At 72.5% G+C, this 19,886-nt stretch carries 19 protein-coding genes; 13 read left to right on the forward strand and 6 right to left on the reverse strand.

Translation table 11 applies throughout. The features are described 5' to 3' along the window. The first annotated feature begins 85 nt into the window (after positions 1-85). From PV419_RS25000 to pssA, 8 genes are all read left to right on the forward strand, one after another. Complete coding sequence (locus PV419_RS25000; protein ID WP_319692403.1) at positions 86-907, forward strand: TetR family transcriptional regulator; 822 nt, start codon at positions 86-88, stop codon at positions 905-907. Positions 908-1,282: 375 nt separating this feature from the next. Beyond that, a complete protein-coding gene (gene ccrA, locus PV419_RS25005; RefSeq protein WP_319692405.1) occupies positions 1,283-2,647 on the forward strand; it encodes a crotonyl-CoA carboxylase/reductase in 1,365 nt (454 codons plus the stop codon). Next, positions 2,644-4,665: a protein meaA gene (locus PV419_RS25010; protein ID WP_319692408.1), complete on the forward strand. Its 2,022-nt coding sequence runs from the start codon at positions 2,644-2,646 to the stop codon at positions 4,663-4,665. Before ccrA ends, PV419_RS25010 begins: the two co-directional genes overlap by 4 nt. Continuing rightward, on the forward strand, positions 4,662-5,627 hold the full coding sequence (locus PV419_RS25015) for a CoA ester lyase (RefSeq protein WP_319692410.1): 966 nt from the start codon (positions 4,662-4,664) through the stop codon (positions 5,625-5,627). The genes PV419_RS25010 and PV419_RS25015 overlap by 4 nt, the downstream gene beginning before the upstream one ends. Before the next feature lie 5 nt (positions 5,628-5,632). After that, a complete protein-coding gene (locus tag PV419_RS25020; protein ID WP_319692570.1) occupies positions 5,633-6,151 on the forward strand; it encodes a MaoC family dehydratase in 519 nt (172 codons plus the stop codon). A gap of 1 nt (position 6,152) precedes the next feature. Beyond that, positions 6,153-7,382, forward strand: coding sequence for an acyl-CoA dehydrogenase family protein (locus tag PV419_RS25025; protein WP_319692412.1), 1,230 nt, complete (start codon positions 6,153-6,155; stop codon positions 7,380-7,382). 181 nt (positions 7,383-7,563) lie between these two features. After that, positions 7,564-8,220: a phosphatidylserine decarboxylase gene (locus PV419_RS25030; protein WP_319692413.1), complete on the forward strand. Its 657-nt coding sequence runs from the start codon at positions 7,564-7,566 to the stop codon at positions 8,218-8,220. After that, the gene (pssA, locus tag PV419_RS25035) at positions 8,207-9,085 is read left to right on the forward strand and encodes a CDP-diacylglycerol--serine O-phosphatidyltransferase (RefSeq protein ID WP_319692415.1); all 879 of its coding nucleotides are present in this window, start codon (positions 8,207-8,209) and stop codon (positions 9,083-9,085) included. Before PV419_RS25030 ends, pssA begins: the two co-directional genes overlap by 14 nt. Before the next feature lie 104 nt (positions 9,086-9,189). On the opposite strand, the gene PV419_RS25040 is transcribed toward pssA, so the two are convergent. Genes PV419_RS25040 through PV419_RS25050 form a run of 3 tightly spaced genes read right to left on the reverse strand, consistent with a single transcriptional unit; the run spans position 9,190 to position 10,903 of the window. Continuing rightward, the gene (locus PV419_RS25040; protein ID WP_319692417.1) at positions 9,190-9,573 is read right to left on the reverse strand and encodes a hypothetical protein; all 384 of its coding nucleotides are present in this window, start codon (positions 9,571-9,573) and stop codon (positions 9,190-9,192) included. After that, on the reverse strand, positions 9,570-9,713 hold the full coding sequence (locus tag PV419_RS25045) for a hypothetical protein (protein ID WP_319692419.1): 144 nt from the start codon (positions 9,711-9,713) through the stop codon (positions 9,570-9,572). The genes PV419_RS25040 and PV419_RS25045 overlap by 4 nt, the downstream gene beginning before the upstream one ends. An 8-nt stretch (positions 9,714-9,721) precedes the next feature. Beyond that, positions 9,722-10,903 carry a glycerate kinase gene (locus PV419_RS25050; RefSeq protein ID WP_319692421.1) on the reverse strand — a complete coding sequence of 394 codons (1,182 nt, stop codon included), beginning with the start codon at positions 10,901-10,903 and terminating at the stop codon, positions 9,722-9,724. A 168-nt stretch (positions 10,904-11,071) separates the two neighbouring features. Here PV419_RS25050 and PV419_RS25055 point away from each other — a divergent pair, with 168 nt between their 5' ends. Further along, positions 11,072-12,160: an ADP-ribosylglycohydrolase family protein gene (locus tag PV419_RS25055; protein WP_319692423.1), complete on the forward strand. Its 1,089-nt coding sequence runs from the start codon at positions 11,072-11,074 to the stop codon at positions 12,158-12,160. Positions 12,161-12,235: 75 nt separating this feature from the next. Here the strand turns inward: PV419_RS25055 and PV419_RS25060 are convergent, their stop codons facing one another. Further along, positions 12,236-12,952, reverse strand: a complete 717-nt coding sequence (locus tag PV419_RS25060) for a hypothetical protein (RefSeq protein ID WP_319692424.1) — start codon at positions 12,950-12,952, stop codon at positions 12,236-12,238. A gap of 105 nt (positions 12,953-13,057) precedes the next feature. On the opposite strand from PV419_RS25060, the gene PV419_RS25065 reads away from it, so the two are divergent. Then, entirely contained in the window at positions 13,058-13,804 is a 747-nt protein-coding gene (locus PV419_RS25065; protein WP_319692425.1) for an SIR2 family NAD-dependent protein deacylase, read from the forward strand. A 77-nt stretch (positions 13,805-13,881) separates the two neighbouring features. On the opposite strand, the gene PV419_RS25070 is transcribed toward PV419_RS25065, so the two are convergent. Together PV419_RS25070 and PV419_RS25075 are read right to left on the reverse strand one after the other, a co-directional pair. Next, on the reverse strand, positions 13,882-14,391 hold the full coding sequence (locus PV419_RS25070) for a methylated-DNA--[protein]-cysteine S-methyltransferase (protein WP_319692427.1): 510 nt from the start codon (positions 14,389-14,391) through the stop codon (positions 13,882-13,884). Between the two features lie 26 nt (positions 14,392-14,417). Further along, positions 14,418-15,890, reverse strand: coding sequence for a DNA-3-methyladenine glycosylase 2 family protein (locus PV419_RS25075; protein WP_319692428.1), 1,473 nt, complete (start codon positions 15,888-15,890; stop codon positions 14,418-14,420). A 127-nt stretch (positions 15,891-16,017) separates the two neighbouring features. Here PV419_RS25075 and PV419_RS25080 point away from each other — a divergent pair, with 127 nt between their 5' ends. From PV419_RS25080 to PV419_RS25090, 3 genes are read left to right on the forward strand one after another with little or no spacing between them, the layout of a single operon-like run. Further along, positions 16,018-16,512 carry a CU044_2847 family protein gene (locus PV419_RS25080; protein ID WP_319692430.1) on the forward strand — a complete coding sequence of 165 codons (495 nt, stop codon included), beginning with the start codon at positions 16,018-16,020 and terminating at the stop codon, positions 16,510-16,512. Between the two features lie 3 nt (positions 16,513-16,515). Then, positions 16,516-18,930 (forward strand): trypsin-like peptidase domain-containing protein, encoded by a 2,415-nt coding sequence (locus tag PV419_RS25085; RefSeq protein ID WP_319692432.1) that lies wholly within the window; start codon positions 16,516-16,518, stop codon positions 18,928-18,930. Beyond that, a complete protein-coding gene (locus PV419_RS25090) occupies positions 18,927-19,886 on the forward strand; it encodes a MoxR family ATPase (RefSeq protein WP_319692433.1) in 960 nt (319 codons plus the stop codon). The genes PV419_RS25085 and PV419_RS25090 overlap by 4 nt, the downstream gene beginning before the upstream one ends.

Below are 19,886 nucleotides of genomic sequence, written 5' to 3' on the forward strand. Positions count from 1 at the left end.
CTGGGGCGGGCTGCTGGAGCCCGCTCCAGGTCCGGCCCCAGGGGGCCAGGGCGCATCCCCCCGGGAAATGCAGTACGTTCCCCACATGTCCCAGCCCCTGAAGGCCACTCGTACGCCGCGTACGAACCGCTCGAACTCCGCCGGCAGCGGAAGCACCGGCAACCGCCGGGCCACCGCACAGCGCCTGACCATGCGCCGCAAACTGGCGGCCGCGGCCATGGAGTTGTTCGCCACCCAGGGCTACGAGGCGACGACAGTCGACGAGATCGCGGCGAGAGCAGGGGTCGCCCGCCGCACCTTCTTCCGCCACTTCCGCTCCAAGGAAGAAGCGATCTTCCCGGACCACGACGACACGCTGGTACGGGCAGCGGACGTACTGGACGCGGCGCCGCCGCACGAGCATCCGCTGGACACGGTGTGCCGGGGGATCAAGGAGGTCATGCGGATGTACGCCGCCTCCCCCGCGGTCTCCGTGGAGCGCTACCGGCTGACCCGCGAGGTGCCCGCCCTGCGCGAGCGCGAGATCGCCTCGGTGGCCCGCTACGAGCGGCTCTTCACCCGCTATCTCCTGGGCCACTTCGACGAGGGCGCCCACCACGACGGCGACGACGACCCGCTGCTCGCGGAGGTCGCCGCCTCCGCCGTGGTCACCGCGCACAACCATGTCCTGCGGCGCTGGCTGCGCGCGGGCGGTGTCGGCGATGTGGAGGCGCAGCTGGACCACGCCTTCGACATCGTCCGCCATGCCTTCGGCACGGGCATAGGCGCCCCCCGCCCCGTCACCGGCCGCCCGGCGGCCACGGTGTCGGCCAAGGGCGAGGAGGAGGACGTGGTGGTGATGGTCGCCCGCACGGACGCCCCGCTGGACGAAGTGATGCGGACGATCGAGCGAGCGCTGAAGCGCTAGCGCCCACGACAGGGACTGTTCGCACACCATCACACACCGAACGCAACGGCCGTCCCTTCCGGGGCGGCCGTTGCCGCTCATGTGTGCCATCAGGATGACAACTGAGAGAAATTGTTGGCACGCAGTGTCTTGCGGCCTGGCACAGAGTGCCATACGGTGATGTTGTCCGGGTGGACGACGCGCAGGAAAACACACGACGCGTCGGCTGTCCCCGCAAGCCGCTTCGCGCGCCCGGACCGCCTGCGTCACCAGGCACCCTCCGCGCTACCCGCGCGCCGCTCAGCACCACCTCCGCCGAACCGACGGCACCAGCAGCAACCGTCAATGAGCCCAGCGTTCCCTCAAGCGTCCCCCGACGCTTCGCCGGAGGCACCGATGAACGAAATCCTGGACGCGATCCTGGCATCGACAGCACCCGACCACGGCTCCCCCGCGGTGAGCCCCGAGGACTTCGCGGCCCTGCCCGTCCCCGAGTCGTACCGCGCGGTGACCGTCCACAAGGACGAGGCCGAGATGTTCGCCGGCCAGACCACCAAGGAGAAGGACCCCCGCAAGTCACTGCACGTGGACGAGGTGCCGGTGCCCGAACTCGGCCCCGGCGAGGCGCTGGTGGCCGTCATGGCCAGCTCGGTGAACTACAACTCCGTGTGGACCTCGATCTTCGAGCCGCTGCCCACCTTCGGCTTCCTGGAGCGGTACGGCAAGCTCTCCCCGCTCGCCAAGCGGCACGACCTGCCGTACCACATCATCGGCTCCGACCTCGCGGGCGTCGTGCTGCGCACCGGCCCGGGCGTGAACATCTGGCGGCCCGGCGACGAGGTCGTCGCGCACTGCCTCTCCGTCGAGCTGGAGTCCGCGGACGGCCACAACGACACCATGCTCGACCCCGAGCAGCGCATCTGGGGCTTCGAGACCAACTTCGGCGGCCTCGCCGAGCTCGCGCTGGTCAAGTCCAACCAGCTCATGCCCAAGCCGGGGCACCTGAGCTGGGAGGAGGCTGCCGCCCCCGGCCTGGTCAACTCGACCGCCTACCGGCAGCTGGTCTCCCGCAACGGCGCCGGGATGAAGCAGGGCGACAACGTCCTGATCTGGGGCGCCAGCGGCGGGCTCGGCAGCTACGCCACCCAGTTCGCCCTCGCCGGCGGCGCCACCCCGATTTGCGTGGTCTCCTCGCCCCGCAAGGCCGAGATCTGCCGGGCCATGGGCGCCGAGGCGATCATCGACCGCAGCGCCGAGGACTACCGCTTCTGGAAGGACGAGCACACCCAGGACCCGAAGGAGTGGAAGCGCTTCGGCAAGCGCATCCGCGAGCTGACCGGCGGCGAGGACGTGGACATCGTCTTCGAACACCCGGGCCGGGAGACCTTCGGCGCCTCGGTGTACGTCACCCGCAAGGGCGGCACCATCGTCACCTGCGCGTCCACGTCCGGCTACACCCACGAATACGACAACCGCTACCTGTGGATGTCGCTCAAGCGCATCGTCGGCTCCCACTTCGCCAACTACCGCGAGGCCTGGGAGGCCAACCGCCTGATCGCCAAGGGCAAGATCCACCCCACCCTCTCCAAGGTCTACCACCTGGAGGACACCGGCCAGGCCGCCCACGACGTGCACCGCAACATCCACCAGGGCAAGGTCGGCGTCCTGTGCCTCGCCCCCCAGGAGGGCCTGGGCGTGCGCGACCCGGAGCTGCGCGAACGCCACATCGACGCCATCAACCTCTTCCGGGGCGCCGCATGACGGCCCGCGACCGTAAAACCAGGGACCGGCCCTGGCTGATGCGGACGTACGCGGGGCACTCCTCCGCCGAGGCGTCCAACGAGCTGTACCGGCGCAACCTCGCCAAGGGCCAGACCGGCCTGTCCGTCGCCTTCGACCTGCCGACCCAGACCGGCTACGACCCCGACCACATCCTGGCCCGCGGCGAGGTGGGCCGGGTCGGCGTCCCGGTCTGCCACCTCGGTGACATGCGGCGGCTGTTCCAGGACATCCCGCTGGAGCGGATGAACACCTCCATGACCATCAACGCCACCGCCATGTGGCTGCTGGCGCTGTACCAGGTGGTCGCGGAGGAGCAGGGCGCGGATGTGGCCGCGCTGCAGGGCACCACGCAGAACGACATCGTCAAGGAGTACCTGTCGCGCGGGACGCATGTCTTCCCGCCCGGGCCCAGCCTGCGGCTGACCACCGACATGATCGCGTACGCGGTCGGCGCCATGCCCAAGTGGAACCCGATCAACATCTGCAGCTACCACCTGCAGGAGGCCGGGGCCACGCCGGTGCAGGAGATCGCCTACGCGATGTCGACCGCGATCGCCGTACTGGACGCCGTACGGGCCTCCGGGCAGGTGCCCCAGGAGCGCTTCGGCGATGTGGTGGCCCGTATCTCCTTCTTCGTGAACGCGGGCGTCCGGTTCATCGAGGAGATGTGCAAGATGCGCGCCTTCGGCCGCATCTGGGACCGGATCACCCTGGAGCGCTACGGCGTCCAGGACCCCAAGCACCGCCGCTTCCGCTACGGCGTCCAGGTCAACTCGCTGGGGCTGACCGAGGCCCAGCCGGAGAACAACGTCCAGCGCATCGTGCTGGAGATGCTGGCGGTCACCCTCTCCAAGGACGCCCGCGCCCGCGCCGTACAGCTCCCGGCCTGGAACGAGGCGCTGGGGCTGCCGCGCCCCTGGGACCAGCAGTGGTCGCTGCGCATCCAGCAGGTCCTCGCCCACGAGAGCGACCTGCTGGAGTACGACGACATCTTCGCCGGCTCGCACGTCATCGAGGCCGAGGTCGGCACCCTCGTCGAGGCCGCCACGGCCGAGATCGACCGGATCCAGGAGATGGGCGGGGCCATGGCCGCCGTCGAGTCCGGCTATCTCAAGGCGCGACTGGTCGCCTCGCACGCCGAGCGCAGGGCGCGCATCGAGGCGGGCGAGGAGAAGATCGTCGGCGTCAACTGCTACGAGTCCACCGAGCCCAATCCGCTCACCGCCGACCTGGACACCGCGATCATGACGGTGGACCCGGCGAACGAGGCGCGGGTGGTCCGGGGCTTGCGCGCCTGGCGCGACGGGCGCCGGGAGGGCCGGGCCCAGGACGCCCTGGCCGCGCTCAAGAAGGCCGCCGCGGGCAGCGACAACCTCATGGCCGCGACCCTGGAGTGCGCCCGCGCGGGCGTGACCACGGGCGAGTGGGCGTGGGCGCTGCGGGATGTGTTCGGCGAGTTCCGCGCCCCGACCGGGGTCGGCGGCGCGCCCGTGGCGGTCGCCGCCGAGGCGGGCACCCCGCTCGCCGCCGTCCGCGCCAAAACCGCCGCGACCGCCGCCGACCTCGGCGCCGGCAAGCTGCGGCTGCTGGTCGGCAAGCCCGGCCTGGACGGGCACAGCAACGGCGCCGAGCAGATCGCCGTGCGGGCCCGGGACGCCGGCTTCGAGGTGGTCTACCAGGGGATCAGGCTCACCCCCGAGCAGATCGTCGCGGCGGCCGTCGCCGAGGACGTGCACTGCGTCGGCCTGTCCATACTCTCCGGCTCGCACGCCGAGCTGGTGCCGGATGTGCTGGCCCGGCTGCGCGCGGCCGGGGCGCCCGACATCCCCGTGATCGTCGGCGGGATCATCCCGGCCGCGGACGCCGCCGCGCTGCGCGAAGCCGGAGTGGCGGCCGTCTTCACCCCGAAGGACTTCGGTATCACAGAGATCATCGGTCGTATCGTCGACGAGATCCGCACCGCGAACCAGCTCGACCCCCTGGAGGTCCCCGCATGAGTACGCCTGTCAACCGTCTCCGTCCGCGGCGCTCCTGCCTCGCGGTCCCGGGAAGCAACCCGCGCTTCCTGGAGAAGGCACAGGGCCTCCCCGCCGACCAGGTCTTCCTGGACCTGGAGGACGCGTGCGCGCCGCTGGCCAAGCCCGAGGCGCGGCACACCATCGTCAAGTACCTCAACGAGGGCGACTGGACGGGCAAGACACGGGTCGTACGCGTCAACGACTGGACGACCGAGTGGACGTACCGCGACGTGGTGACGGTGGTGGAGGGCGCGGGCCCGAACCTCGACTGCATCATGCTGCCGAAGGTGCAGAACGCCCAGCAGGTCGTCGCGCTCGACCTGCTGCTGACGCAGATCGAGAAGACGATGGGCTTCGAGGTCGGGCGGATCGGCATCGAGGCACAGATCGAGAACGCCCAGGGCCTGAACAACGTCAACGAGATCGCGCAGGCCTCGCCGCGCATCGAGACGATCATCTTCGGCCCGGCCGACTTCATGGCGTCGATCAATATGAAGTCGCTGGTCGTGGGCGAGCAGCCGCCCGGATACCCGGCCGACGCCTACCACTACATCCTCATGAAGATCTTGATGGCCGCCCGCGCCAACGACCTCCAGGCGATCGACGGACCGTATCTGCAGATCAAGAACGTCGACGGCTTCCGCGAGGTCGCGGGCCGCGCCGCCGCGCTCGGCTTCGACGGCAAGTGGGTGCTGCACCCGGGCCAGGTCGACGCCGCCAATGAGGTCTTCTCGCCCTCGCAGGAGGACTACGACCACGCCGAGCTGATCCTTGACGCGTACGAGTACTACACGTCCGAGGCGGGCGGCAAGAAGGGCTCGGCGATGCTCGGCGACGAGATGATCGACGAGGCCAGCCGCAAGATGGCGCTGGTGATCGCCGGCAAGGGCCGGGCCGCCGGCATGGCCCGTACGTCCCGCTTCGAAGCCCCGGAGGCGTGAGCGCCATGCAGTTCGGCCGCACCTATGAGGAATTCGCGGTGGGCGATGTCTACCGGCACTGGCCGGGGAAGACCGTCACCGAGTACGACGACCACCTCTTCTGTCTGCTCACCATGAACCACCACCCGCTCCACCTGGACGCCAACTATGCCGAGAAGACAACCGACTTCGGCAAGAACGTGGTGGTCGGGAACTACATCTACTCGCTGCTGCTGGGCATGTCCGTGCCGGACGTCTCCGGCAAGGCCATCGCCAATCTGGAGGTCGAGTCGCTGCGGCACGTCGCGCCCACCTTCCACGGCGACACGATCTACGGGGAGACGACGGTGCTCGGCAAGACCCCGTCGAAGTCCAAGCCCGACCGGGGCGTGGTCCATGTGGAGACCAAGGGCTACAAGCAGGACGGCACCCTCGTCTGCGTCTTCCGGCGCAAGGTGATGGTGCCGACGGCGACGTACATCAAGGAGCGGGGCGGGGAGCAGCCCGGCCGCCCGCCCGTCTCCTCCGAGCTGGGAGAGGACTGAGATGAGCCGCCTCGCGCAGACCGACGGCCTGACGGACGTCCAGCAGGAGATCCTGGCCACCGTCAGGGACTTCGTCGACAAAGAGATCCTCCCGGTCGCGACCGAGCTGGAGCATCGCGACGAGTACCCGGCCCAGATCGTCGAGGGCCTCAAGGAGCTCGGCGTCTTCGGGCTGATGATCCCCGAGGAGTACGGGGGGCTCGGCGAGTCGCTGCTGACCTACGCGCTGTGCGTGGAGGAGATCGCCCGCGGCTGGATGAGCGTGTCCGGCATCATCAACACCCACTTCATCGTCGCGTACATGCTCAAGCAGCACGGCACACAGGAGCAGAAGGAGTACTTCCTGCCCAAGATGGCGCTGGGCGAGATCCGCGGCGCCTTCTCGATGTCGGAGCCGGGCCTGGGCTCGGATGTGTCCGCGATCACCACCAAGGGCGTCCGGGACGGCGACGACTATCTGCTCACCGGCCAGAAGATGTGGCTGACCAACGGCGGCACCTCCACGGTGGTGGCGGTGCTGTGCCGAACCGATGAGACCGGCGCGACGGGCGCGGAAGGCGCGGCGGACGGCGAGATCGCCCCGCACCGGTCCATGACCACCTTCCTGGTGGAGAAGGAGCCGGGATTCGGCGAGGTCCGCCCCGGGCTCACCATCCCCGGCAAGATCGAGAAGATGGGCTACAAGGGCGTCGACACCACCGAGCTCATCCTGGACGGACTGCGCATTCCGGCGGATCGCGTCCTCGGCGGCACGACCGGCCGCGGTTTTTACCAAATGATGGACGGAGTGGAGGTCGGGCGGGTCAATGTGGCCGCCCGTGGCTGCGGTGTGGCGCGCCGCGCCTTCGAGCTCGGCGTTGCATATGCACAGCAGCGGCACACCTTCGGCAAACCCATCGCGCAACATCAGGCCATCCAGTTCAAACTGGCCGAAATGGCCACAAAGGTCGAGGCGGCTCATGCGATGATGGTCAACGCGGCCCGCAAGAAGGACTCGGGCCGGCGCAATGACCTGGAGGCCGGGATGGCCAAATACCTGGCCTCCGAGTACTGCAAGGAGGTTGTGGAGGACGCCTTCCGCATCCACGGCGGCTACGGCTTCTCGAAGGAGTACGAGATCGAGCGTCTCTACCGAGAGGCCCCCATGCTTCTCATCGGTGAAGGCACCGCCGAGATCCAGAAAATGATTATCGGACGACGACTGCTGGAGGAGTACCGTATCAACGGCTGAATGTACGTTTTGGCATGGTATTGCGGTGGTAGCCGCGAGAAGAAGATCACACCACGCCGGGGAGACTTCAGCCATCGACAGGCCCTGGCGCTTGCCCAGTTACCGCTCGCAACCGATACCATCCCGGAAAGCCGCCGTCCCCAGTCTCATGTCGCGGCACCCACCGCTACGAAGGTCAACCATGCCCCACAGCCAATCCTCTGCACCACGCGACAGCCTGGCCGGCGTACGCCTCGCGCGCGGAGCGTCGCCGTGGCTCCTCCCGACCGTCGCCACCGCGGCGGTCAGCCTCACTCGCGCCCGCCGCTCCGGACGCTGGGCGGCCGTCGCCGTGCCCGCCACCGCTCTCGCGGCGGGCATGCTGTGGTTCTTCCGCGACCCCGAGCGAGAGATCGCTCAGGGCCGGGTCATCTCTCCGGCCGACGGCGTGGTGCAGAGCATCATGCCGTGGAAGGACGGGCGCACTCGCGTCGCCATCTTCATGAGCCCGCTGAACGTCCACGTCAACCGCGCCCCGCTGGCCGGCACGGTGACGTCCGTCGAGCACATCCCCGGCGGCTTCGTCCCCGCTTTCAACAAGGAGAGCGAGAACAACGAGCGGGTTGTCTGGCACTTCGACACCGAGCTCGGCGACATCGAGATGGTGCAGATCGCCGGGGCCGTCGCCCGGCGCATCGTGCCGTACGTGCCCCAGGGCACCAAGGTGGAGCAGGGCGAGCGGATCGGCCTGATCCGCTTTGGTTCGCGCGTCGACATCTACCTCCCCAAGGGCGTCGACGTCGCGGTCGAGGTCGGCCAGGCCACCACAGCGGGGGTGACTCGCCTTGACCGTCACTGATTCCGAGGCGCAGGCCGCCACCTGGGTCCCCGAGGCCGAGGTGGGCGGGGTCGACGAGGACATCGACGAGGCGGACGACATGCCGCTGTCGACGCGCCTGTCGATAGCGGACACGCTCACCCTCGGTAACGCGACCTGTGGCTTCCTGGCGGTGTACTTCACCACCACCGGCGTCCTCATCCCGCACCTGACGGGCAGCGAGGACGGCGGCATGACCCGGCACAGCGCCGCCTCCGCGGTCATGCTGATGCTGCTCGCCTCCGTCTTCGACCTGTTCGACGGGCTCGTCGCGCGCAAGCTGCGCAGCTCGGCGATGGGCGCGGAGCTGGACAACCTCTCCGACCTGATCAGCTTCGGGCTCGCCCCCGCGTACTTCGTGGTGGTGTGGGGCATGGTCGCCGCCCCCGACGCGTACCAGCGGGTGTCGGCGGTCGCCGCGATCGTGGTGCTGCTGGCGGTGGTGCTGCGGCTTGCGAGATTCTCCTGCGTGACCATGCCCAACGGGGTCTTCCAGGGCATGCCGAGCCCCTTCGGCGCGCTGACCGTGGTGTCGGTCGTACTGCTGGGCCTGCCGTTCGTCCCCACGCTGCTGGCGATCGTCGGCGTCGCCTGGCTGATGGTGAGCCGGGTGGAGTACCCCAAGCCCCGGGGCCGGCTCGCGGTCGCCATGCTGAGCTGGATCGTCACCAGCATGGCCCTCCTGGCGGCCTGGGCCTTCGAGGCCCCCGGCGGCGAGCTGCTGCTCCAGACGGCCTGCGCCCTGCAGCTCGTCCTCGGCGCGGTGATCCCCCTCTTCGCCATGACCCGCCGGGTCAACGCCTTCCGCGACAACCGCCGCGAGGCAAGGGCGGCGCAGCTGCCGTAGCGCGGGATCAGGCATAGGGATGCGGGGTGGGCCCGAGCGAGATCGCTCGGGCCCACCCTGTTTTCGGTGTTCTCGCGGCCCTTCGGGCCCGTGTGGCGCTCCGGTCACGGCCCCAGGTCGAGGACGCGTACCGCCTGCTTCTTCCACGCGTCCGCGGCGGCGGTCACCACCACTGCGCCGTCAGGGCGCTCGGGCGTCGGCTGAGCCGCGTACCGCGTGTGCGCGACGGCCCAGGCGGAGGTGTCCCGTGCCACCGCCAGGGCGGCCGGCAGATCGAGCTCCAGGACGGTGATGCCGGGCAGAGCGGCGATGTGCTCCGCGGTGCCGGGGCGGGCCCGGTCGGCCTCCACCAGCGCGCAAGCGGGAGCGTAAAGGAACCAGCCCGCCTCGGCGTGCGCCCGGTGGATGAGACGGGACGCCAGGATGTTGCCCTGCCCCGCAGCGACCATGGCCGCGTCGTCGAGCACGATGTGCAGGCTGTCGCTCACCGGGCGGCCGCCTCGGCCAGGCGCCGGTCCAGCTCCGCGTCGAGACCCGCCTCATCGGCCGGGCTGGGGTCGTAGCCGTTCCAGGCCCGCAGGGCGGTGCGGGCCTGCTCGGCGCGCGCGGCACGCTCGGCCGGGGTCAACAGGGCGCTCAGGCGAGGAAATCCCCCGCGAGCCGTTCCGCCGCGCGTTCCAGGAGGGGGCCCGCCTCGGCGATGCAGCGGGCGGGGTCCGGCTCCAGGGCGGTCAGCGGGTAGGCCCGGCTGATGCCCGCGCCGGCGAGGGCCGCCGGGGTCAGCGCGAGACGGCCGCAGACCGCGACCACCTCGACGCCGCGCGCCCGCGCCGCGGCCGCCACGCCCGCCGGGGCCTTGCCGTGCAGGGTCTGCTCGTCCAGCGAGCCCTCGCCGGTGATCACCAGGTCGGCGCGTTCGAGTGCCGGGGCGAAGCCGAGCACGTCCAGCATCACCTCGATCCCGGGGCGGAAGGTCGCGCCGAGGCCGACGAGCGCGCCATAGCCGATGCCGCCCGCCGCGCCCGCGCCGGGCGCCTGCGCGCACTCCGCGGCCCGCGACCCCACCGCCCGCCCCAGGACCTCCGCGTAGTGGGCGAGCGCGGCGTCCAGGGCCGCGACGTCGGCCTCGGTCGCGCCCTTCTGCGGGCCGTACACCGCCGCCGCACCCTTCGGCCCCGTCAGCGGATTGTCCACATCGCTGGCCAGGACGATCTCCGTGTCCGCCAGGCGCGGATCCAGACCGCTCAGATCCACCGTGGCCAGCTCCCGCAGCGGACCACCCCCGTGTTCGACCGGCTCGCCCGCGGCGTCCAGCAGCCGGGCGCCCAGCGCGGCCAGCATGCCCGCGCCGCCGTCGGTCGTCGCGCTGCCGCCGACCCCGAAGACGACGCTGCGGGCGCCCGCGTCCAGCGCCGCGCGCAGCAGCTCGCCACTGCCGTACGTGGTCGCGGTCAGCGGCGCGAAAACCCCCGCCGGCAGGTGGCGCAGCCCGGACGCCTCGGCCATCTCGACCACCGCCACCTCGCCGCGCAGCGCGTACGCCGCCGTGACCGGCTCGCCCAGCGGCCCGGTCACCCGTGCCTCGCGCCGCTCGAACCCGGCCGCGACCGCCGCGTCCACCGTCCCGTCGCCACCGTCGGCGACGGGCAGCGCCTCGACGCTCACCGCCCCGGCCCCGCCCGGCGCCCCGCGCCGCAGCCCGGCCGTGACATGCGCGGCGACCTCCACGGCCGTCAGCGAGCCCTTGAACTTGTCCGCGGCGACCAGCACCCGCGTCCGCGAGACCGCCTCCGCCCGAGACTGCGCGCCATCCGCCACCGTCGTCACCCCTTGCTCTCGCCCCCAGCCGATCAACCACCCCGCAGCGACCCTATCCGGGCGACGGCCGCGCCGAACAGGGCCCTGAGCTGCGCCGAGCGGCAGGCCGCGGCCGGCGGGCCACGGTGTCGACCTGCGGCCCGGCGTCGGCTCGGGTACACCGGACTCATGGCCCTTGGCGGGAGCGCACTCGCGGATCGGATCCTCGGCGGCTGGCTCGGCCGCATCGCCGGGAACATGCTCGGCAAGCCCGTGGAGCGCGGTGATCATTGGACCCGTGAGCGGATCGACCGCTATCTGCGCCGCGCGGACGCCCTGCCGCTGACCGACTACTTTCCCGCGCTGGAGCCCCCGCCCGACCCCGTGGAGTTCGAGCTGCGCCCGGAGTGGCAGGAGTGCACCCGGGGCCGGATCCACGGCAGCTGCCGCGACGACGACGTGGACTACACCCTGCTGGGGCTGCACCTCCTGGAGACCCACGGCTTCGACTTCACCACCGAGCAGGTCGGCGACCTGTGGCTGCTGCGCCTGCCGTATCTGCAGACCTTCACCGCCGAGCGCGTCGCCTACCGCAACCTCACCGCCGGGGTGAAGCCGCCGCTCACCGCCACCCTCGACAACCCCTACCAGGAGTGGATCGGCGCCCTCATTCGCGCCGACATCCACGGCTGGGTGAACCCCGGCGATCCGCGCGCCGCCGCCACGATGGCCCGGCGCGACGCCGTGCTGTCGCACACCGGCAACGGCGTGTACGGGGCGATGTGGGCGGCCGCGCTGATCGCCGCCGCATTCACCGCCGACGGCCCGCGCGACGCGATCGAGGCGGCACTGGAGCGGATCCCGCCCCGCTGCCGCCTGGCCCGTACGGTTCGCAAGGCCGCCGCCCTGTACGAGGCCGGGGTGAGCCGACCGGACGCGCTGGACCAACTGGAGCGGGAGACCAGCGGGCTGCACTGGATCCACGCCGTGCCCAACGCGGCCGTCATCACGGCCGGGCTGCTCTACGGAGAGGGCGACTTCACCTCGACCATCGCCCTCACCGTCCGCGGCGGCCTGGACACCGACTCCAACGGCGCGACGGCCGGGTCGGTGGCGGGCGTCCTGTACGGAGCCGCGGCGATCCCCCCGCAGTGGAGCGAGCCGCTGCGGGACCGGGTGCGCAGCGCGGTGTTCGGCTTCGACGGGGCCCGGATCACCGACCTGGCGGCCCGTACGCACCGGCTGGCGCTGGCGGGGGCGCGGGCGCCGGTGGGCTGAGCGGCTTCCCCTGGCCGCGCCCTTCCCGTGGCCGCGGCCTCCCGACGGCCGCGCGCCGGGCACGAGCCGGGCGCGTCACCGGTCCACCGTGTCCCACGCGTTGCCCAGCCAGCTGTCGTGGCTGTCGAGCAGCGCGAGGAGCGATGCGGTCACGCGTTCGTCCCACCCGTCCGTCTCCACATCGAGCTCGAAGCTGTCCCCCACCCCGCTGTGCCAATCGAGGACGACCCGGTCCCCCGCGCGCCACTTCGTACGGCGCGGCATGCGCGCGACGTCGCCACTGGCCGCGACGATGCTGCCGACCATGATGACCAGCTGGATCGGGGAGATCAGCCACCACACGGCCCACCAGAAGGGCCGCCCCTTGAGCCCGACGACGGGCTGGGCCCCGGCCTGCTGGACGGTCCAGCGGGTGCGAATCCTGCCGCCCTTCATGGCCGGTTCGCGGACGATGAGGGCCAGGGGCTCACCGGCGGCGCCCAGGACCTCGTGGGTGGCGGGGCCGCCCTTGGCCGCCGACTTGGTCACGACGTGGGCGAACACCTGCGTGCGGTGCGGGTCGGCCCAGAGGGTGAAGGCGCGGGTGCCCTGCTTGCGGGCGGCGCGGTACTCCTTCGGGCCACCGCCGGGTGGGAGCCGCCGCTCGGGGAAGGCCACGGTCCGGATGGTCCGCCCGCCCGCGGGGTCGGGCCCGTCGGAGGTGCGTATCTCCCAGGTGACGCGCCCGTCTTGGGGCGGCTGATCACCCTTTCGCCGCACGCTCGCATCGCTCAGCCACACAGACCGCGTCATCTGGAACTCTCCGCCTCCGCCGCGCCGATCACCTATGGATGCGGACTCTACCTCTCCGGATAAACGTGCTCGCGGCCGTCCGCGCCCGGTGCGTACGCTCACGACATGAGCACCGAAGCGACGCGCCGGCCTCTCGTGGCGATCCTGAGCGGGGCGGGCATCTCCACGGACTCCGGGATCCCCGACTACCGCGGCCCGCAGGGGCTGTGGCGGCGCGATCCGGAGGCCGAGAGGCTGGTGACCTACGAGTACTACATGTCCGACCCGGACATCCGCCGCCGCTCCTGGCAGATGCGACGGGACAGCCAGGCGCTGCGCGCCCAGCCGAACCGGGCACACGAGGCCGTGGCGCGGCTGGAGCGGTCGGGCACGCCGGTCCGGGTGATCACGCAGAACGTGGACGGACTGCACCAGCTCGCCGGGTTCCCCGCGCGCAAGGTCCTGGAGCTGCACGGCACGGCGCGGGCCGTGCGGTGCACGCGCTGCAAGGCGCGCTCCGAGATGGCGGAGGCCCTGGAGCGGGTGGCGGGCGGTGAGCCGGACCCGGCGTGCCTGGCCTGCGGCGGAATCCTGAAGTCCGCCACGGTGATGTTCGGCGAGAGCCTCGACCCGGAGGTGCTGACGGGCGCGGTCGCGGTGGCGAAGGCGTGCGAAATCTTCATCGCGGTCGGCTCCAGCCTCCAGGTCCAGCCCGCGGCCTCGCTCGCCGGGATGGCCGCCGAGGCGGGCGCCCGGCTGATTATCGTCAACGCCAAGCCCACCCCGTACGACGAGCTCGCGGACGAGCTGATCCGCGAGCCCATCGGCACGGCCCTGCCCACGCTGCTGGAGCGGATCGCGGCGGAGAGCTGAGGGGGCGGGGGCGCGGCGTGGGTGTCGCCGCCGTCAGCTCTTGGACGTGTGCGGGGGCGCTCCGCTGTGCCGGTCCGTCAAAAAAGTTGGAGACCGGGCTGCCGCCCCCGCGCCTCGAACTCCAGCAGCTGCCGCTTGCGGTCAAGCCCGCCGCCGTAGCCGGTGAGGCTGCCCGTGGACCCGACCACGCGGTGGCAGGGGACGATGATGCCCACCGGGTTCTTGCCGTTGGCCAGGCCCACGGCGCGGGCCGCGGTCGGCCGGCCGAGGCGGTCGGCGAGCTGCCCGTACGAGAGGGTCTCGCCGTACGGGATGCGCCGCAACTCGGACCAGACACGGCGCTGGAACGGGGTGCCGGACAGCCGCAGCGGCAGGTCGAACTCGGTCAGCTCGCCCGCGAAGTAGCGGCGCAGCTGGCGGATGGTCTCGGCGAACGGGGACTCGTCGGGGTCGCCGGGGGCGCCGAAGGTCTCCTCGGCCGGGCGGTGGCGCTGGTCGGTCATGTAGAGCCCGGTGAGGGCGGTTTCGTCGGCGACCAGGGTGAGCGGCCCGTAGGGGCTGACGATGACGGTGTGCAGGCGGGACATGGCGGGATTCTTTCGATTCCGGTTGCTTACGGTGCGGGCATGAGGTTGATGGGGTGGTCGTCGGTGGCCCACAGGTACTGGACGGCGTACGCGCGCCAGGGCCGCCAGCGGGCCGCGTAGCGGGTCAGCGCCCCGGGGGTGGCGGGCAGGCCCAGTTCGGCCGCCGCGCGCCGCACCCCGAGGTCGGTCGGGAGAAACGCGTCCGGGTCGCCCAGCGCGCGCATCGCGATGACCTCGACGGTCCACGGCCCGATCCCGGTCAGCTCGGCCAGGCGCGCCCGCGCCTCGTTCCAGTCGCTGCCGACGCCGAGGGCGAGGCGGTCCGAGGCGAGTGCGTCGATCAGCCCGATGAGCGTGGCGCGGCGGGTGCGCGGCATGGCCAGCGCCTCGGGGTCCAGGCCCGCCAAGGCCCGCGCGGTCGGGAAGAGATGGGTCAGCCCACCCGCCGGGTCCTCGATCCGCTCGCCGTGTGCGGTCACCAGCCGGCCCGCGTGCGTACGGGCCGCCGCCGTGGACACCTGCTGCCCGAGCACCGCGCGCACCGCGAACTCATCGGCGTCCACCGCGCGCGGCACCCGGCGCCCCGGCGCCTTGTCGACCAGCGGCGCGAGGTCGGGGTCGGTGCGCAGCAGGTCGCAGACCGCGGCGGGGTCGGCGTCCAGGTCCAGCAGCCGCCGGCATCTGCTGATCGCCCCGGCCAGGTCGCGCATATCGGTGAGGGACAGCTGGCAGTCGATGTGGTCCGGCTCCGGACGCAGGGTCACCACCCCGTGTCCGTACGGCAGGCGCAGCGTGCGGCGGTACGCGCCGTCGCGCCACTCCTCCACGCCGGGCACGGCGGTGGCGGCCAGGTGGCCGAAGAGGTTGTCCGGGCACAGCGGCGCCCGGAAGGGCAGCCGCAGTCTCAGCGCGCCCGGCGCGGCGGACCGCCCGCCGCGTCTGGCCCGCTGCCGCAGCTCGGTGGGCGAGAGCGCGAACACCTCGCGGACGGTGTCGTTGAAGGCCCGGATGCTGGCGAACCCGGCCGCGAAGGCGATGTCCGCCATCGGCAGCCCGCTGGTCTCGATGAGCAGCCGCGCGGTCTGCGCGCGCTGTGCCCGGGCCAGGGCGAGCGGGCCCGCGCCGAGCTCGGCGCGCAGCTGCCGCTCGATCTGGCGGGTGCTGTACCCGAGGCGCGCGGCGAGGCCGGGCACCCCATCGCGGTCGACGACCCCGTCGGCGATCAGCCGCATGGCGCGGGCGACCAGGTCGGCGCGCTCGTTCCACTGCGGCGAGCCGGGGCTGGCGTCGGGGCGGCAGCGCTTGCAGGCCCGGAAGCCGGCCTGCTGGGCGGCGGCCGCGCTCGGGTAGAAGCTCATGTTCTCGGGCTTGGGGCCGACGACCGGGCAGCTCGGACGGCAGTAGATGCGGGTGGTGACGACGGCCACGAAGAACCATCCGTCGAAGCGCGCGTCCTTGGCCTGGGCCGCGCGCAGGCACCGGTCGGTGTCGGTATGCATGGCTCAAGCATCGGACATCGGACGGCGCCTGGCTCGCGAGAATCCGACATCGAGGTCCGCGGGTCGGTCCACGGCGTATTGGCGCGAAAGGGCAGCCCAGAGGCGCTGTGATCGGCATCATGGGGGTGTGACGGACTACGCCGAGATAGTGCTTGCCGACGACACCTCCGTACGCCTGGAGCTGGCCCCCGTGGGCGCGGCCCCGAGCGGCGGGCCCGGCGGCGAAGCGGGCGGGCCGCGGCCCGGCAGACCGCGTGGGGTCGGCGGGGTGGGCGGCGTGACCCCGGTGTCGCGCCCTTCGCGCACCGCGGCGCTGGCCACGGATGCGCTGCGTACGGTGCTGCGGCCGCTGGGCCCGCTGCTCCAGGAGGTGCACGACGCGGTGAGCGCCGTGCCGAACCCGCCGCACGAGATCAATGTGCAGTTCGGTGTGCAGGTGGGGCAGGACCTCAAGCTGGGCATCGTGGGCGCCAACGGGCAGGCCAGCCTCACCGTTTCGGCCACCTGGCAGCTTCCGGCAGAGGCAGAGGCGGGCAGGCCGGGCGCCGGTCAGGGGGACCATCAGGGCCAGGTGGCCGCCGTGCGGCCGGAAGACGACCCCGGCTGCGGCCCGGCCGCCTGAGCCATGGGGTGGTTCCACACCCGCGGGCCCTCCTCGCGGCCCGCGGTCTCCGTCCTGACCGAGGCCGACGGCGAGCCCGCCGGCTCGGCCGTGCTGCTGTCCGGACAGCACCTGCTGACCTGCGCACATGTCGTCAACAGCGCCCTGGGCAGGCCCGATCTGCTGGCGCCGGACCACCCGGGCCCGGTCGCGGTGCGGGTGCGGATCATCGCCCGGGAGGTCACCGTCGAGCGCGAGGCCGAGCTGGCGGCCTGGATCCCGCCGCGGATGGACGACGGGGGGCTGGGCGGCTACGAATGGAACGGCGATCTCGCGGTGCTGCGCGTGACCGGGGCGCTGCCGCCCGCGTTCCAGCCGCCGCCCTGGCACCCCATGACGAAGGCACAGCGCGTCCGCGCCTGGCACGGCAGCGGGGAGCCGGGAGTCTTCGTCGACTCCAAAGTGACCAGCTGCGACGGCCGGTTCGGGTACTTCGACGGGGACGACCACTCCCTGGACGTCGGACCTTCGTACAGCGGCGGCCCGCTGTGGTCGGACGACGAGAGCGTCGTGGTCGGGCTCGTCACCGCGAAGCTGGACATCCACGGCGGTCGCCTCCGCCGCGCCTGGGGCATCCCCTGGCAGCGCGTCCGGCGGGAGCTGGACAGCGCCGGGATGGCCCACCTCGCCGCCGGTCCCGACGACGGCGCGCGCGACCACCCCGCCTACCCGGAGCTGGTCGACCTGCTGGACGGGCGGCTGCTGTCGGACAACGGCTGGGCACGCTGCGGGCGAGCCGTCGCCCGGCAGTGCGGCCTCCGCCATCGCGCCGAAGGGGCGCCGTCGGCCGAGGAGTTCGCCCGGCTGCTGCTCACCCAGGAGCGGGCGTTGCCCGCCCTGGTCGAGGCGCTGGGCGGCGCCGCCCATGAGCTGGCGGGGCGACTGCTGACCGTGGCGCGCGGACACGGGCTGGCCCGGCTGCTCACGCTCCAGGAGTACGGGCGGCTGGTCGAGCTGCTGGACGCGTTGCCCGCGCCCGCGGCGGCCTGGATCCCCGCCGCCGTACGGGCGGCGCTGCCGTTGGCCGCCGTGCCCGCGGCGCTGTTGAACGGCGGCGGGAGCTGTGCCGCGCTCGTCGAACATCTGGAGGCGCTGCACGGCGACAGCGCGCCCGACCCGCACGGCGTCGGCGCTGTGCCCGTGCCCAGGCTGCTGCGCGCCGTCGAGTACGTGGCGGCGGCCTGCTCCCCGGCTGGTGGAGCAGGCGCGGGCGGGGGCCTGGGGGCGGCGCTGCGGCAGTGGTGCGACCGGGTCGCCGAGCGGCTCGGCGTAGGCGCGACGGCCCTGTGGGACCGCCGTAAGGACGCCGCGGACTGGGCGAAGAAGTGGCGGCCGACCCCGCCGCGCGTGCTGGTCGAACTGCGCGCGGTGCCCACCCGCGACGACGGCCCCGAGCGCTATCGCATGCGGCTGTGGTGCGACGACGGAACCGGCCCGCAGCCGGTCTCGGAGCAGGACCAGCGGCCGCGTACGTCGGGCGAAGTGGCCCGGGAGATCCTGGCGGTCGTCGGCCCGCTGCCCCGGGCGGACGGGCGCCTGCTTCCGGTCGTCGAACTGGTCGTGGACCGCGACTCGCTGGAACTGCCCCTCGACGACTGGGAGGACCCGGACCAGCCGCTGCCGCGGGTGCTCGGCGCGGAGTACCCGGTCGTGGTCAACTGCCCCGAGCTGCGCGAGCGGGGCGGCGACGGCATCCTGTCCGACTGGCGGGAGCGGTGGCGCCGGCTGGACAGCGAGGAGCCGCTGCACATCGACGACGAGGCGGCCGAAAGCTCCCGGACCCTGTACGGGCTGCTGATGGAACGGCGGTTCGCGGGGCGGGCGCACATCGTGGCGTCGCGGCAGCGCCGTTCCGCCGCCGTGCAGACGTGTCTGGCCGCGGGGGTGCCCGTGGTGCTGTGGGACCGCGGCGACAAGCCCGGCTCCCCCGCCCTCGGCCACTGCACCGACCCGCGCGGGCATTTGCCGGAGCAGGTACGGATCTACCGGGCCATGGCGCTGCAGCGGCCCCTGACCTGCCCCGGCCGCCCGGTGCTTGCGTGGGCGGACCCCGACCTGCTGCCGCCGGACGGCGCGGGGCGGCCGGTACCCGAGGAGGACGAGCGGTCGTATGAGCTGCTGGAGGTGAAGGAATCCCTTTCGGCCGCGCCTGCCTACAGGGTCTCCGAGGTGTCCGTCCACTCGTTGGAGCGGGCCCGCGAATTCGCCGCTGCGGCCGAGGATTTGGAGCGCATGTCGACCGCCGCACGGGCCACCGATCCATCTCTGGACCGTCCACCGCCGCCCGACACCGACGGGCCGCCGCCGAACGCCGGCCGGCCGCTGCCCGTGCTGGAGCTGGCAGACCCGACCGACTCCGACCCGGAGGTATGCGCATGACCACGTACGACAGCTGGCGGCTGTTCCACGGAGACGGCCGACAGCGCCCGGTCGAGATGCCGCCCGCCCCGCCCTGGCGCACCTTCGGCCCCGTCGCGCCCGACGGCGCCCCGGCCGACGGCCCCGCCCGGCCGTACCTCATCTCCCCGGCCCACGCCGACGTGGTGAACGCCGCCCTGCACCTGCGCCGCCCGCTGCTGGTCACCGGCCATCCGGGAACGGGCAAGTCCTCCCTGGCCCGCGCCATCGCCCATGAGCTCGACCTGGGCGAGGTCCTGCACTGGCCGGTCAACAGCCGCTCCACCGTGCAGGACGCGCTCTACCGCTACGACGCGATCGGGCGGCTGCGGGAGACCGCGCTCAGCCGCGACCGCGGCGAGGCCGAGCCGCCCCTGGGCAGCTTCGTACGGCTCGGGCCGCTCGGCACGGCGCTGGTGCCGGGCCCACGGCCCCGCGTGCTGCTGGTCGACGAGCTGGACAAGGGCGATGTGGATCTGCCGAACGACCTACTGACGGTCTTCGAGGAAGGCGAGTTCGAGATCCCCGAGCTGGGCCGGCTGCCCGAGGAGCAGTCGGTGGTCGAGGTGCTCACCGAGCGCGCGGACGAGCGGGCCACCGTACGGCGGGGGCGGCTGCGCTGCCAGGAGTTCCCCGTCGTCGTGATCACCAGCAACGGCGAGCGGGACTTCCCTCCAGCCTTCCTGCGCCGCTGCGTACGCCTTGAGCTGCCCACCCCCGACGAGGCCCGGCTGCGGGAGATCGTCACCGCGCATCTGGGCGAGGACGCGCTGGAGGAAGTCGACCGCCTGCTGGAGGCCTTCCTGCGCCGCCGCTCCGCCCGCCAGCTGGCCACCGACCAGCTGCTGAACGCGGTGTTCCTGCGCGCGAGCGGCGTGGACCTGTCGGCGGACGGGCTGCTGGACGCGGTGCTGCACCGGCTGGGCGGGGTGGTGTGA

The organism is Streptomyces sp. ME19-01-6 (genome assembly GCF_033793745.1).
GTDB lineage: Bacteria > Actinomycetota > Actinomycetes > Streptomycetales > Streptomycetaceae > Streptomyces.

Excerpts from the sequence above, each read along its gene's own strand:
- PV419_RS25000 (WP_319692403.1), top strand. The coding sequence starts at position 86 with ATGTCCCAGCCCCTGAAGGCCACTCGTACGCCGCGTACGAACCGCTCG.
- ccrA (WP_319692405.1), top strand. The coding sequence starts at position 1,283 with ATGAACGAAATCCTGGACGCGATCCTGGCATCGACAGCACCCGACCAC.
- PV419_RS25010 (WP_319692408.1), top strand. The coding sequence starts at position 2,644 with ATGACGGCCCGCGACCGTAAAACCAGGGACCGGCCCTGGCTGATGCGG.
- PV419_RS25015 (WP_319692410.1), top strand. The coding sequence starts at position 4,662 with ATGAGTACGCCTGTCAACCGTCTCCGTCCGCGGCGCTCCTGCCTCGCG.
- PV419_RS25020 (WP_319692570.1), top strand. The coding sequence starts at position 5,633 with ATGCAGTTCGGCCGCACCTATGAGGAATTCGCGGTGGGCGATGTCTAC.
- PV419_RS25025 (WP_319692412.1), top strand. The coding sequence starts at position 6,153 with ATGAGCCGCCTCGCGCAGACCGACGGCCTGACGGACGTCCAGCAGGAG.
- PV419_RS25030 (WP_319692413.1), top strand. The coding sequence starts at position 7,564 with ATGCCCCACAGCCAATCCTCTGCACCACGCGACAGCCTGGCCGGCGTA.
- PV419_RS25055 (WP_319692423.1), top strand. The coding sequence starts at position 11,072 with ATGGCCCTTGGCGGGAGCGCACTCGCGGATCGGATCCTCGGCGGCTGG.
- PV419_RS25060 (WP_319692424.1), bottom strand. The coding sequence starts at position 12,952 with ATGACGCGGTCTGTGTGGCTGAGCGATGCGAGCGTGCGGCGAAAGGGT.
- PV419_RS25065 (WP_319692425.1), top strand. The coding sequence starts at position 13,058 with ATGAGCACCGAAGCGACGCGCCGGCCTCTCGTGGCGATCCTGAGCGGG.
- PV419_RS25070 (WP_319692427.1), bottom strand. The coding sequence starts at position 14,391 with ATGTCCCGCCTGCACACCGTCATCGTCAGCCCCTACGGGCCGCTCACC.
- PV419_RS25075 (WP_319692428.1), bottom strand. The coding sequence starts at position 15,890 with ATGCATACCGACACCGACCGGTGCCTGCGCGCGGCCCAGGCCAAGGAC.
- PV419_RS25085 (WP_319692432.1), top strand. The coding sequence starts at position 16,516 with ATGGGGTGGTTCCACACCCGCGGGCCCTCCTCGCGGCCCGCGGTCTCC.
- PV419_RS25090 (WP_319692433.1), top strand. The coding sequence starts at position 18,927 with ATGACCACGTACGACAGCTGGCGGCTGTTCCACGGAGACGGCCGACAG.